The following is a 15,322-nucleotide window of genomic DNA, read 5'->3' on the forward strand; positions in this document are numbered from 1 at the left end:
GTCCGCGGGCTAGGAGATCTGGGGGGTGCCTGCGTCCGCGGCGGAGCGGTGGGCGGCGGGCAGGTGCGCCGCCAGGAGCTCGGCGAGGTGGACGCCATCGACTCCGGCGAGCTGCTCGGCCTGCGTGCGGCAGGAGAAGCCGTCCGCGAGGTAGACGTCGCCGGGTTCGGCGGCGCGCAGGGCCGGCAGCAGCGAGTTCTCGGCAACCTGGACCGAGACGTCGTAGTGGCCCTTCTCCATGCCGAAGTTGCCGGCCAGCCCGCAGCACCCGGCGAGCGCGGAGAACTGCGCGCCCGCGTCGGTCAGGAGCCGGCGGTCGGCGGTCCAGGTCATGACGGCGTAGTGGTGGCAGTGCGGCTGGACCACGGCGGTGACGTCGGACAGGTCCGGCACCTGCCAGCGCTCGCCGGGGCCGACCGGGGCCGGGGCCGTCAGGAGCTCGGCCAGCGTGCGCGTCTCTCGAGCGACCGCGACGGCACGCGGGTCGTCGAGGAGCAGGTCGAGCAGGTCCGAGCGCAGCACCGCGGTGCACGACGGCTCGAGGCCGACGATCGGGATGCCGTTGACCGCGAACGGGCCGAGCACCTCGAGCAGGTGCTCGAGCTGGTGCCGGGCGCCGTCGAGCTGGCCCGTGCTGATCCAGGTCAGTCCGCAGCAGGCCTGGTGGTCGGGCACCAGCACCTCGTAGCCCGCGTCGCGCAGCACCGCGACCGCGGCCCGCGGGACCGACGGCGCCAGCGCGTCGCTGAACGAGTCGGTCCAGAGCAGCACCCGGGGCCGCTCGCCCCCGCCGGGGGCACCCGAGTCGGGGCTGCCGGCACCGGCGGAGGCAGCAGCGGCGGTGCGCGTGACCTGATCCGCGCCGTCTCGTCGGACCCAGGCCCGGAACGGCTCGGGCGCGAACGTGACCATCCCGCGGCGCGTGTCCATGCCGCCGCCGGCGAGCACGGCCTTGGCCACCGGACGCACGCCGAGCACGGCGTTGGTGACCCGCGCGAGCGGGCCCCACGACGTGATCAGACGGGCCCACCGGGGCAGCCAGCCGAGCGCGTAGTGGTTGACCGGACGCAGCCGCCGACGATATGTACGGTGGAGCACCTCGGACTTGTACTGCGCCATGTCGACGCCCGCCGGGCAGTCCGACGAGCACGCCTTGCAGCTCAGGCACAGGTCGAGCGCCTCGTGCACCTCGGGCGAGGACCAGCCGCGCGAGACGAGCGAGCCGTTGGCCAGCTCCTGCAGCACGCGGGCCCGGCCGCGCGTGGAGTCCTTCTCGTCCTTCGTCGCGAGGTAGGACGGGCACATGAAGCCGCCCGCGGCGGTGTTGTCGGCGCGACAGCGACCGACCCCCACGCAGCGATGCACCGCGGTCGTCAGGTCGCCGGCGTCGTGCGCGAACGAGAAGCCGGTCGAGGCCGGCAGCGGACGCGCGGCGGGACGGCGCAGGTCGGCGTCGAGCGGGTTGGGCCGCACCAGGACGCCGGGGTTGAGCAGGTCGTCGGGGTCGAGCAGCGCCTTGAACGCGCCGAACAGCTCGATCGCGCGCGGCGAGTACATGACGGGCAACAGCTCCGAGCGGGCGCGGCCGTCGCCGTGCTCGCCGGACAGCGACCCGCCGTGCGCGGCCACCAGGTGCGCGGCGTCGGTCATGAACGCGCGCAGCGGGTCGCCCGAGCGCTCCATGGGCACGTCGAGCCGCAGGTGCACGCAGCCGTCGCCGAAGTGCCCGTACGCGAGGCCGTCGACGCGGTGCGTGGCCATGAGCGCCTCGAGCTCGCGCAGGTACGCGCCGAGCCGCTCGGGCGGGACCGCGGAGTCCTCGAACCCCGGCCAGGCCTGAGCGCCCGAGGGCGTCCGGCCGCCGAGGCCGGCGCCGTCCTCGCGGATCCGCCACATCGCGGCGGCGTCAGGCCCCGGCGGGAACAGCGCGACGGCGGTCGTGGCGGCGTCGGCCGCGAGCGCGCGGGCCCGCACCATCGCCTCGTCGAGCGTCTCGCCGCCGACCTCGACCATGAGCCAGCCGGCACCCGGCGGCAGGTCCGGCACGGCGCCGGCACCGCGCACACGGCGCACGACGTCGACCAGGCGCGAGTCCATCCCCTCGATCGCGAGCGGGTGGTGCGCGAGCAGCGCGGGCACCGCGTCGGCGGCGGCGGGCATGTCCGGGTAGCCGAGCACGACGAGCACGGGCGCGGCGGCGACGGGCACGAGGCGCACGGTCGCGCCGAGCAGCGTGCCGACGGTGCCCTCGGTGCCGACGAGCGCCTTGGCGAGGTCGGTGCCCTTCTCCGGCAGCAGGTGCTCGAGCGAGTAGCCCGAGACCTGCCGACCGAACCGGCCGAGCTCGGTCCGCAGCAGCTCGAGGTTCCCCCGCACGAGCGCGTCGAGCCCCGGGACGGCGTCGAGCGCACCCGCACCGGCGCCTGCCGTGAAGCGTCGGCCCGTGCCGTCGACGACGTCGAGCGCCAGGACGTTGTCGGCGGTGCGGCCGTAGGCCACGGCCCGCGGGCCGCACGCGTTGTTGCCGATCATCCCGCCGAGGGTCGCGCGCGCCCACGTCGAGGGGTCGGGGCCGAACCGCAGCCCGTGCGGCGCGGCGGCCTTCTGCAGCGCCCCCATGACGAGCCCCGGCTCGATCCGCGCCGTGCGCGCCTCGGGGTCGATCTCGAGAACACGGTTCACGTGCCGCGAGAAGTCGAGCACGACGCCGGGGCCGATCGCGTTGCCCGCCACGGACGTCCCGCCGCCGCGCGCCGTCAACGGGACACCGGCCGCGCGGGTCACCGCGAGCGCGGCCTGCACGTCGTCGACGTCGAGCGGGAACACGACGACCTGCGGCACGACGCGGTAGTTCGACGCGTCGGTCGAGTACTCCGCGCGGCGCCTCGTCGAGTCGTCGACCGCGCCTCGCACGGCGGAGCGCAGCGCGGCGACGACGTCGGTTCCCACGCGGTTCTCGTCGGCCACGGCAGTCACGGGGTGCATCCTCGCACCCCGAGGGCCCGGCGCCATGGGCCCTCCCGCGGTCCGGACAGCGACGACGGACCGCGGGAGGGATGTCTCAGGTGCGTGGCGCGCTCGGGCAGGAGCCGCACGACGACGACGGGCACGTGCCGCACGCGTCACCGGCCCGCACCAGCACGCCGCGGGCCGCCCAGGTCTCGAGCGCGAGGTCGACGAGCCCGCGGTCGAGCCGCAGCGAACGCGCGACCGCGTCGGGGGTCGACCCCGCGCGCGTCGCGGTGAGCACGTCGTCGAGCACGCCCATCAGAGCAGCACCCCGATCCGGAACACGAGCACGGCCCCGACCCACGCGACCACGAGCCCCACGGCCACGCCGAACAGCACCCAGCGGGCGCCGAACAGCCGGCGCTGCTCGGCGAGCGTCGCCAGGCACGGGCTGTAGGCGAGCACGAACCACATGAACGCGGCGGCCGCGGCGACCGCGTGCCCGCCCGAGGACTCGTCGAACGTCGCGCGCAGCCGGTCGCCGAGCGTGCCCGGGTTGGCGGGGTCGGCCGGTTCTGCGACCGCGGCGGTCTGCGCGAACGACCCGACGACGACCTCCTTGGCGACGAACCCCGTCGCGAGCGCGGCCGTCGCCTCCCACGAGCCGAAGCCCGCGGGCGCGAACACCGGCGCGACGGTCTGCGCCGTGCGGCCGTACAGCGAGTCCTCCACCGGCACGTCCGCGAACGCGTGCTGACCCGCGACCGGGATCGCCATCAGCACCCACACCCCGGTGAGCGTGGCGACGATGATGACGCCGGCCTTGCGGACGAACGCGCGCACCCGCACCCAGGTGGAGACGGCGATCGCACGCGGCGCGGGCCGCTGGTAGGCGGGCAGCGCGAGCACGAGCGGCTCGCGCTGCAGGTCGCGGAACAGCGTGCGGCGCAGCGCGAGCCCGCCGAGCACGACGAGCGCGATCGACGCGACGTACATCGCGAAGATCGCGGTGCCCGCGACGTTCGGGAAGAACACCGACGCGAGCAGCACGTACACGGTCAGCCGCGCGGTGCACGACGTGAACGGCACGAGCAGCCCGGTGAGCAGGCGCTGACGCGCGTGCGGCAGCGTGCGGGTCGCGGCGAGCGCCGGCAGGTTGCACCCGAACCCGACGACGAGCGGCAGCACGGCACGGCCGTCGAGCCCGATCCCCCGCATCGCGCGGTCCGCGACGAACGCGGCGCGCGCGAGGTAGCCGCAGTCCTCGAGCAGAGCGACCGCGACGAACATCAGCCCCATCAGCGGCACGAAGGACAGCACGGTGCCCACGCCCGCGAGCACGCCGTCGACGAGCAGGCCCTGCAACCAGCCCCACGGCAGGATGCCGCGCAGCACGTCGGCGAACCAGCCGTTGACCAGGCCGTCGACGCCCTCGATGAGCGGCGCGGCGACGGTCGTCGTGAGCTCGAACAGCGCCCACATCACGACGAGGAACACGGGGATCCCGACGCGCGGGTCGAGCAGCAGCCGGTCGACGCGGTCGGACCAGGTGCGCACGGGCGTCACCGGCGCCGGCACGTCTGCCAGCACCCCCGCGACCCAGTCGAAGACGGCGTCCTCCTCGTCGACGCCGTCGTCGGCGCCGTCGGTGACGGGGGCCGGGACGCGCGGCGGGTCGACGAGCGCGGCGTCAACCGCGGCGGCGAGCTCGGCGAACCCGCGGCCCGTGCGGGGGTCGATCTCGACGACCGGGACGCCGAGCCGGGCGCGCAGGTGCTCGACCGGCACCGCCAGGCCGCGCGAGCGCGCGACGTCGGTCATGGTCAGGGCGACGACCAGCGGCACGCCCGCGAGCGCGACCTGCCCGACGAGCAGCAGCGAACGCGCGGGACCGGCCGCGTCCACGACGAGCACCGCGAGGTCGGTCGCCGCGGCGCGCACCTCGTCGGCGGCGACCTGCTCGTCGGGCGAACGCGCCTGCAGGCCGTAGGTGCCCGGCAGGTCGACGAGCCGCACGTCACGACCGCCGGTCCACCACCGTCCGTCCTGCAGCTCGACGGTGGTCCCCGGGGCGTTGACGACGCGCTGCCGCGAGCCCGTCACGGCGTTGAACAGCGTCGACTTGCCGACGTTCGGGTTTCCGACGAGCACGACGCGCGGCGCCCCCGCGAGCGCGGTCCCCGCGACGGCGGCGCCCGCCGCACCCTCGTCGTGACAGGTCACGAGACACCGCCGACGCGGAGCGGCGAGACGGGTACGACGAGCTCGACGGCTACGCGTCGGCACGTGCCGGCGTCGATCGCGAGCCGGTCCGCGCCCACGCCGACCACGCGGCCGCCGAACGCGCCGCGGTGCGTGACCTGCACGACCGCGCCGGGCGCGAGCCCGAGCGTGCGGAACCGGCGGCGGACCGGGTCGTCGAGGTCGACGTCGACCACCCGGACCGCGACCCCTGGCGCGCACGACGCGAGATCCATGTCTCGACGCTAGCGATCAGGTAAGCCTCCCCTCACGGGACCCAGGTCCCGACTTCGGGGTGGGCCGCGCTCAGGCCAGCGCGGCGTCGAGCGTGATCTCCGTGCCCGTGAGCGCCTTGCTCACCGGGCAGGTCGCCTTGGCGGCCTGTGCGGCGGCCGCGAAGCCGGCCTCGTCGAGACCGTCGACCGAGCCGCGCACCTTGAGCGCGATGCCCGTGATGCGGAACCCGCCGGCCGGGTCGGGGCGCAGCGTGACGTCGGCGGTCACGTCGAGCGACCCGGGCGTGCCGCCCGCCTCGGCCACGAGCGCGGAGAGCTGCATCGCGTAGCACGACGAGTGCGCAGCGGCGATGAGCTCCTCGGGGCTCGTGACGCCCTGGGCGTCGTCGGCGGCGCGCCGCGGGAAGGAAACGTCGAAGGCACCGGCGCCGGAGCTGGTGAGCTCGACGCGGCCGGCTCCCTCGCCGAGGGTGCCCTGCCAGGCGGTGCGGGCGCTACGAGTCGGCATGGTCGATCCCCTTCGTCGTCGGACGGCCGCCGGTCGCGGCAGCCGCCCCCACGTTAGGCGCCGTCGGCCGTCACCGCGCGCGCTCGAGGTGGGCGGCGACCACGGCGTGCGGCGCACCGGCCTCGCGCAGCGTCCACGCCGCCCGGGCGTGCATGGTGGCCCGCGCCGGCGCCGGGATGCCGCCGTAGAGCGCGGCGCGCACGACGTCGTGCCGGAACACCAGCCGGTCGCCGCGCGCCTGCACGACCCCCGCCGCGAGCGCGTGCCGCAGCGTGCGCCACACCTCCGGCACGGGCCGGCCCGCGAGCCGGGCCAGGTCCACGACGACGAACGACACGCCCAGCACCGACGCGTTCGCGAGCAGCGCGAGCACGTCGTCGCCCAGGTAGGCCACGCGCGCTCGCACGGTCTCCTCGAGCACCGCGCGCCACTGCGACTCGACCGCGTCCACGCCGCCCTCGACCGCGCCGAGCGCACCCTCGTCGCGCGCCGTGACCACCACGTCGACGACGAAGCGCGGGTTGCCGCCCGCGGTCGCGACCGCACCCCGCAGCGACGGCCCGATGCTCGCGCCGATGATCGCCTCCGCGAGCTCACCGGCCGCCGCGGGCGGCAGCGGCCCGAGGCCGACGTGCCGCGCGCCCGCCCGCGTCCACGAGGTCACCACCTCGGTCACCTCCGGGCGGTGCGGCACCGGCCGCAACGTGAGCACGACGAGCACGCCCGGCACGGCCCCGACGCCACCGGCCTCCCGCAGCACGCGCAGCAGGTCGCCGTCGGCGGCGTGCAGGTCCTCGCACACGACGACCCGCGGCCGCTCCGCGGGTTCGCGCCGCAGGCTGGCGGCGAGCGCCTCGGCGGCGGACGCGGTGGCGGGGGATGCCGTGCCGGGCGATGCGCTGGCGGGCACCGTGGCCGGCTCGGTGACGGGTTCGGCGACGGGTTCGGGGATGGACGCTGCGGTGGGATCGGTGGTGGACGCCGCGGTGGAACCAGGGGTGGAGTCGGACGCTGCGGTGGACCCGTGTGCGGCGGTCGTCGTCGTTGTCGTCGTGCGCGCGTCGATGCCCAGCAGCGAGGCACCGGAGACGAGCGCGTGCACGAGCGTGGACTTGCCGACACCCGCCTCGCCCTCGAGCAGGACCGCACCCCCGGGGCCGTCGCACGCGCGCGAGAGCAGCTCCTCGAGGTCGTCGAGCTCGGCGGCGCGGCCCACCAGCGGCCAGCCGCGGCCGGGCGCGCCGTCGGGGCCGGTGCTCATGCGCCGAATGCTAGGGCGCTCGGGCCGGTACGTCAGCCGGAGTACTCCCAGTGCCACGGCTCGGGCTTGTCCGCGCCCTCCTGCGCCCACGACGGGTGCACCCAGCCGAACTCGGCCGCGTGCTCGTCCATCCACGCGTGCTGCGCGGTGCCGAACCCGTCGATCCCGCTGCCCAGGTCGACCGCGATGCCCGTGCCGTGGTTCGACGTCCCCGGCACCGCGCACAGGTTGCCCTTGCGGGCGCGGCACGAGACCTGCTGCCCGTAGCTCCGGTAGGAGTCGGTGACCTCGAGGTGCGTGCCGAACTCGGCCTCGAACGCGGAGTCCAGCAGCTCGAGGTCCGCGGCGGCGTCGCAGCGCAGCAGCACGTCGTCGTCGAACGTGACGCCGCACAGCGCCGACGTCGGGATCCGGCCGTTCGCGTACCCGTCGAGCGACGTCCGCCACGCCTCGCGCTGCGCCGCCTGCGCAGCGGCCTCGTCGGCGGCGGCCTGCGCCGCGGCGAGGTCGGCGGCGCGGTTGTCCTCGGCGATGTCCAGCACCTGCTCGCTCAGCTCGACGACGCGCGCGAGCGCCGCACGCAACCGCGTGGTCGCCTCGTCCTCCGGCCCGGTCACGGGCGGCACGGCGAGGTCGGCGTCGACGTCCCCGAGCCCGGCGACCTCGTCGGGCGTCGCCGTCGCGGCGGCGGTCGGGTCGGTCGACGGGTCGGTCGTCGGGTCGGTCGTCGCGGGTTCGGTCGTCGTCGATTCGGTCGTCGACCCGGTCGTCGAATCGGTCGTCGACTCTGCGGTCGGCGCGGCGACGCGCGCCGGGTCCGGGGCCGACGCGCCGGCGTCCGACGCGTCCGTCAGGTCGGTGGTCGCGTCGGTGGTTGCGTCAGTCGTCGCGTCGGATGCCACGTCCGACGACGACGCCGTCGGCTCGTCGCTGCCTTGGTCCGACGCGTCGCCCGCGGACTCGGCCGCGTCGACGAGCGCGTCGAGCTCGGCGGCGGCCTGCTCGAGCTCCGCGAGACGGTCCGGGTCCACGGTCGCCTCCTCGCCCTGCGATCCGGCGGACTGCGCGATCGCCAGCGCCTCGCGCGCAGCCGCGGCGACGGCGGCACGTGCGACCCGGTTCTCGTCGGGCTGCACGTCGGCGCCGACACCCGTCGCGGCCGCGGAACCGTCCGCGGAACGCGACGTCCCGTAGGCGACCGTGGTCGTCAGCGCCCCGGCCAGGAGCACGACGACGACCCCCTGCGCCAGGCGCGCGGGGGTGCGGGGCAGTGCTCGGGGGAACGCACGTGCGCGGCGCGGTGCGACATGTCGCCCCCCGCCGGACGTGCGCCGGCGGGGCGACTCGTCACTCATCGTCGTCCACGGTAGGCATCGTGGACGGACGTCCAGCAGACGAACCGTCAAGGTTGTGCGCAGGCCGTGGTGCCCGGCGCGCACGGGACGTTCACACCCGCCACGCGCCGCAGGGGGGGGTCAGCGGCGCAGCGCCGCCGGGGCGTGGGCGGGGACCGCGGGGCGACGAGGGGCCACCGGCCAGACCCGCTCGTAGGGCGCTCCGGGTGCGGGGCGCGGGTCGGCGTCGCCACGGTTGGGCCACATCGCGAACGCGCGCTCGGCCTGCGCGGTGATGGTCAGCGACGGGTTCACCCCGAGGTTCGCGGTGATCGCCGAACCGTCGACGACGTGCAGCGTGGGGTAGCCGTGCACGCGGTGGTAAGGGTCGACGACGCCGTCGGCGGCCGTCGCGCCGATGGTGCAACCGCCGATGAAGTGGGCGGTCATCGGCACGTCGACCACCTCGCCGAGGCTCGAGGCGGCGAACCCGCCCAGGTGCCGCGCCATCGCGCGGTACGCCTCTCCCGCGGCCGGGATCCACGTCGGGTTGGGCTCGCCCGGCCCGGGTCGCGACGTCAGCCGCACACCGCGCCACGTGCGCCGCGGCCCGACGACGATCGACGAGTCACCGGTCTGCATGACGAGCCCGATCACGGTCCGCCGGGACCACGAGCCGATCCCCAGCAGCAGCGACGCGACCTGGCCCGGGTGCCGCAGCACCTGGCCGAACCAGCGCACGGGCCGCGGGACCCGGCCACCACCGGGTGTCTGGACGGTGGACAGCAGCCCCATGAGGTTCGAGCCGTGGCCGTAGCGCACGGGCTCGAGGTGCGTGCGCTCGTCGAGCCACACCGAGGACGTGATCGCGACGCCGCGCGTGAGGTCCGGCGTGCGCGCCCGGTCGCGCCAGCGCGCGGCGGCACCGCCGAGCGCCTCGCTGTTGGTCCGCGTGAGGTGCCCGAGCCGGTCGGACAGCGCCGGCAGCGTGCCGTCGGCCTTGAGTCGGTGCAGCAGGTCCTGGGTCCCCCACGCGCCCGCCGCCATGACCACCTGGCGTGCCCGCACGGTCCGACGAGGGCCGCGGCGGCCGGTCCGGACGACGTCGATCTCCCACGCCGGCTCGTCGGACCCTCCGACCTGGCGCAGCGCGGTGACCGTCGCCTCGGGGACCACGCGCACGCCGAGGCGCTCGGCGAGGTGCAGGTAGTTCGTCGGGAGCGTGTTCTTGGCGCCCCACCGGCAGCCCGTCATGCACTCGCCGCACTCGCGACACCCGCTGCGCTCGGGTCCGGCGCCGCCGAAGAACGGGTCCGGGACGGGCACGCCCGGCTCGCGGCGGTCACCGCGTCCGAACACGACGCCCACGGGTGCCGGCCGGAACGAGTCGGCGACGCCGAGGTCGGCGGCCGCGGCGCGCACCACGCGGTCGGCCGGCGTGGTCGTCGGGTTGGTCACGACGCCGAGCATCCGGCGCGCCTGGTCGTAGTGCGGCGCGAGCTCGGCGCGCCAGTCCGTGATGGCGGCCCACTGCGGGTCGGCCCAGAACCGTTCGTCGTGCGGCTCGTAGAGGGTGTTGGCGTACACGAGCGAACCGCCGCCCACGCCCGCACCGGCGAGCACGACGACGTCGGGCAGCACGTGGATCCGCTGGATACCGAGCCAGCCCAGCCGCGGCGCCCACAGGAAGCGCGAGACGTCCCACGACGTTCGCGGCAGGGTCTGCGGCGTGAACCGCCGACCCGCCTCGAGCACCAGGACGCGGTACCCCTTCTCGGCCAGCCGCAGCGCGGCCACGGACCCGCCGAAGCCCGAGCCGACCACCACGACGTCGACCTCGGTAGCGGGACCGCTCGACCTAGGCACGGACGTGGACCGTGCCGTCGCCGAGCTCGAGGACGACGCCCTGCTGCGTGAAGTCGACCAGAGCACCGATCGTCGCGGCGGCTACGAGCACGGGCCACGCGATGGTGGGTCCGCTCATGAGGCCCGCTCCGGGGCTGATCGCATGCGTCGGCGCATGTCCGACAGTGTTCCGCACCGCGTGGGCGACCGGGGCGACAGGCTCGGGCGGCGTCACCCGTTTGCTTCGTTCTCGTCCTATAGGTGACGAAAGTCCCTACCGGTAAGTAACGTTCCCCTCGGCCCGTGTGACTCCAGTCACCCGACGAGGCACGCGGGACAGTCCCATCCGTTCGAACAGGGGTAGGCGCATGCCACGTCGTCCAGTCCTCGCGTCAGTCACCGCACTCTCGGTGGTCCTGACCACCGCGATGCTCGGCACACCAGCGGGCGCGGCCCCGCCTGGCACGCCCATCTCGAGCTCGCACAAGTTCGACCCCGCGGTCGCGCGCGCCATGTTCGAGAAGCTCCACAAGACCGTGGACCTGACCGGCTCCGAGGGCCAGGTCACCGCACTCGTCCAGCTCACCACCAAGGCGGGCGTCGACGTGACGGGCGGGCCGGCCGCGGTGCGGCGTGCGGCGGCGACGACCGAGGCCGTCGCCGAGGACGTCGTCCCGACCGAGCTCACCGACCGCAACGCCGGGACCGCGACACCCAAGCGCATCGCGACGCTGACGAACCTCGCCTCGGCGACGCTGGTGCAGGGCGACGCCGCCCAGATCGCCGCGCTCGTCTCGTCGTCCGACGTCAAGGCCGTGTACCGGGTGGTCCCGAAGACGATCGGCAACTCGAACACCGTCGCGTTCACCAAGGCCCTGCAGACCTGGCAGGACACGGGCGAGACGGGTGACGGCGTCTCGATCGCCGTGATCGACACCGGCCTGGACTACACGCACGCCGACTTCGGCGGTGCGGGCACGGTCGAGGCCTACGAGGCCGCGTACGGCGAGGACGGCACGCAGCCGATCCCGGCCGGCTCGTTCGACGAGGACAAGTTCCTCGGCGGCTACGACTTCGCGGGTCCGCTGTACGACGCGAGCGGCGAGGAGCCGGGCTCGACCCTGGTCCCGACGCCCGACGAGAACCCCATCGACGCCCCGCTCGACGCGGGCGGCCACGGGTCGCACGTCGCCGGCACGGCCGCCGGCTACGGCGTGGACGCGTACGGCGACACGTTCGCGGGCGACTACTCCTTGCTCAGCGACCTGTCCGGCTTCAAGATCGGCCCCGGGTCCGCGCCCGAGGCCCAGCTCTACTCGTACAAGGTCTTCGGCGACATCGGCGGCTCGACCGACCTGGTCAGCCTCGCGCTCGACCGCGCGGCCGACCCGAACGGCGACGGCGACTTCTCCGACCACGCCGACGTGATCAACATGTCGCTCGGCTCGACCGGCTCGCCGGTCGACGACCCGGAGAACGCACTCGTCGACGAGCTCACCGCGCTCGGCGTGACCGTCGTGACCTCCCAGGGCAACTCTGACGACCTCACGGACATCGGCGGCTCCCCGGGCAGCGCGACGAGCGCGCTCGCGGTGGCCAGCTCCGTGGCCAACCCCGTGCTCGACTCGGTGAAGATCGCCGCGCCGGCACCCGACGGCTTCAGCGTCGGGCAGCTGCTGCCGGCGCAGAACTCGATCGCGTACTCGGGCACCGCGGACCTGACCGCACCGGTCGCGTTCGTCGCCGCGGACTTCTCGGGCTGCACGCCGTTCACGCCCACGCAGGCCGGCATCGTCGCGGGCAAGATCGCCTACCTGTGGTGGGACGACAACGACGCGACGCGCGCGTGCGGGTCCATCGTCAGGTTCGGCAACGCGCGGGCCGCGGGTGCGCTCGGCGTCCTGATCGGCACGGAGAACCCGGTGTTCGCCGCCGGCATCTCGGGCGACGTCATCATCCCGGGCGCCCAGATGACCAGCACCACGACCGACGCGCTCATGCCGTCGATCACGGACGGCTCGCTCACGCTCACGATCGGTCCGAGCCTGGCGCAGACCAGCCGTCTCGACGGGTACGAGGACACCGTCAGCTCGTTCTCGTCGCGCGGCGCGCACGGCTCGCTCGGCACGATCAAGCCCGACGTGGCCGCACCCGGCGACGGCATCCAGTCGGTCTCGTCCGGCACGGGTGACGGCTCGGCGGTGCTGTCCGGCACCTCGATGGCGTCGCCGCACGTGGCGGGCATCGCGGCGCTGGTCCGCGCGGCCCACCCGACGTGGTCGGCGGCCGAGACGAAGGCCGCGATCATGAACACGTCGACGCACGACGTCGTCACCGAGCCCGGTCCGGACGGGGTGGCCTACGGGCCGCTGCGCGTCGGGTCCGGCCGCGTGGACGCCCTGCAGGCGGTCGACGACGACGTGATCGCGTACAACACGCAGGAGCCCGCACGGGTCTCGGTCACGTTCGGCGTCGTGGACGTCGCCGACGAGACCGTGGTGCAGCGCCAGACCGTCACGGTGAAGAACCTCGGCGCGTCGACGCGGACCTACGCGACGTCGGTCTCGAGCGCGAGCACCTCCGGCGGCGCCACGATCACGGCCTCGCCGGCCAGCATCACGGTCGCACCGGGCCACACCGCGCTCGTGACGCTCACGCTCACGGTCGACCCCAGCACGCTGGAGCGCGAGCTCGAGCCGACCATGGAGGAGACCCAGCTGGGCATCCCGCGCGACTTCGTGTCGTCGGTGTCCGGCCGCCTCGTCCTCACCTCGACGGACGACGACCAGGAGCTGCGGGTGCCCGTCCAGGCCGCGCCGCGCCTCGTCGCCGACCTGACCGCGAGCGCCGTGGCGTTCGGCCCGTCCAGCGAGGCGGGTCTGGCGCTGTCCGGCACCGGCATCGCCTCGGGCGGCTGGTACTCGCTCACCACGCCGCTGATCCTCGGGGCCACCAGCCCCAAGCTCGAGGACAGCAACGAGGTCACGTCCGACTCGGCCCGCAAGGCCGGGGACATCCGCTCCATCGGATGGTCGAGCACCGCACCGGCTCTCGTGGACGCCGGCGGCGAGGCCGCCGACGGTCGCCTCGTGCTGGGCATGGTCACCGACGGCGAGTGGGCGACCCTCGGGTTGAGCACGATCCCCGTGTTCGACATCGACATCGACGGTGACGGCTCGTACGACATCGAGACGTACGTGCAGAAGTACGCGGGCACGGACCTCTCGCTGGCCTTCACCGTGGACTACAACACGGGCGACACGCTCGACGTGCAGCTCGCCAACGACCAAGCCGGCGACCTCGACACGGGCATCAACGACAACAACGTCGTCACCGTGTCGCTCGGCCTCGAGGAGGCCGGGATCACCCCGGGCGACACGCCGGTCGTGTCCGCGTGGACGTACTCCGACTACGCCGCGGGCGGCGTCCGCGACGTCGCGTCGGACTTCACGGTCGACCCGTACACGCCGCCGTTCTGGTTCGAGAACGACATCGACAGCCCGTGGGAGGGCGGCACCGGCTCCGGCATCTCCACCCTCGCCGACGGCGGCGTGACCATCCCGGTGCACCGGTCGTCGGCCGCGGTCACGGGCAAGCTGCTGGTGCTCAACCCGCAGAACGACTCCACGACGAACCGTGCGCAGATCCTCACGGTCTCGGTGCCGAAGGCGACCGCGACCGCGCTGACCGTCACGGGCGGCACGTCGTACGGCTCGACCGCGACCCTCAAGGCGACCGTGTCGCCCGCCGCGGCCGGCAAGGTGACGTTCTACGACGGCAGCAAGGTCATCAAGACGGTCACCGTCAGCGGGGGCAAGGCCAGCACCACGGCCAAGCTCACGGTCGGCACCCACAAGATCAAGGCGAGCTTCACCCCGACGAGCACGACGGCGTACGCCGCCTCCTCGTCGTCCGTGAAGACCGTCGTGGTCACGAAGTCGGCGACCACGACGAAGCTCACGCTCTCGCCCACCACGGTCAAGAAGGGCGTGTCGGCCAAGGCGATCATCACCGTGACCGGCGCGACCTCGCCGCCCGCGGGCGTCGTCAAGGTCACCGAGGGCACCAAGGTGCTCGGCAGCGGGACGCTCGTCGTGTCCGGCAAGACCGGCAAGGTGACGATCGTGCTGCCGAAGACCCTGACCGTCGGCAGCCACGCCCTGAAGGTCACCTACACGGGCAGCGGCACCACGACGGCCTCGTCGGCCACGGCCACGCTGAAGGTCGTGCCGTAGTCGAACGGCCTCCCGGCGGGGGCGTCGCGGTGGGGTCATCCCCCCGCGGCGTCCCCGCGCCGTCTCCGGCGGCCCGCCCCGGTTCGTCCGACCGGTGGACGATCGTCGGTGCAGGTCAAGCCCGGGACGATCCGCGCCGATGCGGCTGACATGGAACCGTTCGGCGTCTCACGCCCTCGGGGCGGCGCGCAGATCCCGCAGCCGCACGCGCCCGGCGACGAGGCGGGCGGCGTGGTCCGCCCGCTGAACGACGCGGAGTCGGTGTGGGCCGCGCAGCACCGCGAGCTCGTCGCGGAGCTGTGCGACCACGGCTTCGACACCCCGACGGTGGGCGGGCTGTTCGACCGGGTGCACGGCACCTGGCTGGACGCGCCGGATCCGGGCGATCCCGAACCCCTCGTGCACGCGTTCGGGATCGGGCTCGGCGACCTCGTCCGCCAGCGCGTGCCCGGGCTCGACTGGGCCTCCTACACCGACCGCGCGGGCACCGAGCTGGTGCTCAGCCACGCGGAGCACGACCTCGTCATCTTCCCGATCGCGTCCGTGGGCGCGCACTGGGGCAACGTCGGGCCGGGCTGGTTCGCCGAGCACGTCGACGTCGTCGTGGACGGCGCCCTCGGCCGCATACCTCCGCACGCGCCGTAGCCTCGACCCCGATCCGATGGCGCGGCTCGCCGGGCATTCCGTCCCGAATGCTCACGTGTGACGCCACT

Annotated in this window: 11 protein-coding genes; 2 read left to right on the top strand and 9 right to left on the bottom strand. The window is 74.6% G+C overall.

What is annotated here, in order from left to right; genetic code table 11:
• Positions 1-9: 9 nt before the first annotated feature.
• The 9 genes from CCO02nite_RS09615 to CCO02nite_RS16225 form a co-directional block, all read right to left on the bottom strand.
• Positions 10-2,985 (bottom strand): FAD-binding and (Fe-S)-binding domain-containing protein, encoded by a 2,976-nt coding sequence (locus CCO02nite_RS09615; protein ID WP_246117468.1) that lies wholly within the window; start codon positions 2,983-2,985, stop codon positions 10-12.
• 76 nt (positions 2,986-3,061) lie between these two features.
• Positions 3,062-3,268 carry a hypothetical protein gene (locus CCO02nite_RS09620; RefSeq protein WP_146842928.1) on the bottom strand — a complete coding sequence of 69 codons (207 nt, stop codon included), beginning with the start codon at positions 3,266-3,268 and terminating at the stop codon, positions 3,062-3,064.
• Positions 3,268-5,172 carry a ferrous iron transporter B gene (gene feoB, locus CCO02nite_RS09625; protein WP_146842929.1) on the bottom strand — a complete coding sequence of 635 codons (1,905 nt, stop codon included), beginning with the start codon at positions 5,170-5,172 and terminating at the stop codon, positions 3,268-3,270. Before feoB ends, CCO02nite_RS09620 begins: the two co-directional genes overlap by 1 nt.
• Complete coding sequence (locus CCO02nite_RS09630; RefSeq protein ID WP_146842930.1) at positions 5,169-5,426, bottom strand: ferrous iron transport protein A; 258 nt, start codon at positions 5,424-5,426, stop codon at positions 5,169-5,171. Before CCO02nite_RS09630 ends, feoB begins: the two co-directional genes overlap by 4 nt.
• 70 nt (positions 5,427-5,496) lie before the next feature.
• On the bottom strand, positions 5,497-5,934 hold the full coding sequence (locus CCO02nite_RS09635) for an OsmC family peroxiredoxin (protein ID WP_146842931.1): 438 nt from the start codon (positions 5,932-5,934) through the stop codon (positions 5,497-5,499).
• Between the two features lie 70 nt (positions 5,935-6,004).
• Positions 6,005-7,195, bottom strand: coding sequence for an AAA family ATPase (locus CCO02nite_RS09640; protein ID WP_146842932.1), 1,191 nt, complete (start codon positions 7,193-7,195; stop codon positions 6,005-6,007).
• A 32-nt stretch (positions 7,196-7,227) separates the two neighbouring features.
• Positions 7,228-8,550 (bottom strand): M15 family metallopeptidase, encoded by a 1,323-nt coding sequence (locus CCO02nite_RS16090; protein ID WP_146842933.1) that lies wholly within the window; start codon positions 8,548-8,550, stop codon positions 7,228-7,230.
• 120 nt (positions 8,551-8,670) lie between these two features.
• Positions 8,671-10,395 carry a GMC family oxidoreductase gene (locus CCO02nite_RS09650; RefSeq protein WP_146842934.1) on the bottom strand — a complete coding sequence of 575 codons (1,725 nt, stop codon included), beginning with the start codon at positions 10,393-10,395 and terminating at the stop codon, positions 8,671-8,673.
• The gene (locus tag CCO02nite_RS16225; RefSeq protein WP_281284588.1) at positions 10,388-10,513 is read right to left on the bottom strand and encodes a hypothetical protein; all 126 of its coding nucleotides are present in this window, start codon (positions 10,511-10,513) and stop codon (positions 10,388-10,390) included. Before CCO02nite_RS16225 ends, CCO02nite_RS09650 begins: the two co-directional genes overlap by 8 nt.
• A 229-nt stretch (positions 10,514-10,742) precedes the next feature.
• Here CCO02nite_RS16225 and CCO02nite_RS09655 point away from each other — a divergent pair, with 229 nt between their 5' ends.
• Together CCO02nite_RS09655 and CCO02nite_RS09660 are read left to right on the top strand one after the other, a co-directional pair.
• Positions 10,743-14,609 (top strand): S8 family serine peptidase, encoded by a 3,867-nt coding sequence (locus CCO02nite_RS09655; RefSeq protein ID WP_146842935.1) that lies wholly within the window; start codon positions 10,743-10,745, stop codon positions 14,607-14,609.
• 108 nt (positions 14,610-14,717) lie between these two features.
• The gene (locus CCO02nite_RS09660; protein ID WP_146842936.1) at positions 14,718-15,254 is read left to right on the top strand and encodes a DUF3806 domain-containing protein; all 537 of its coding nucleotides are present in this window, start codon (positions 14,718-14,720) and stop codon (positions 15,252-15,254) included.
• The last annotated feature ends 68 nt before the right edge of the window (positions 15,255-15,322 follow it).

This window comes from Cellulomonas composti, assembly GCF_007990245.1.
GTDB classification, from domain to species: domain Bacteria; phylum Actinomycetota; class Actinomycetes; order Actinomycetales; family Cellulomonadaceae; genus Cellulomonas; species Cellulomonas composti.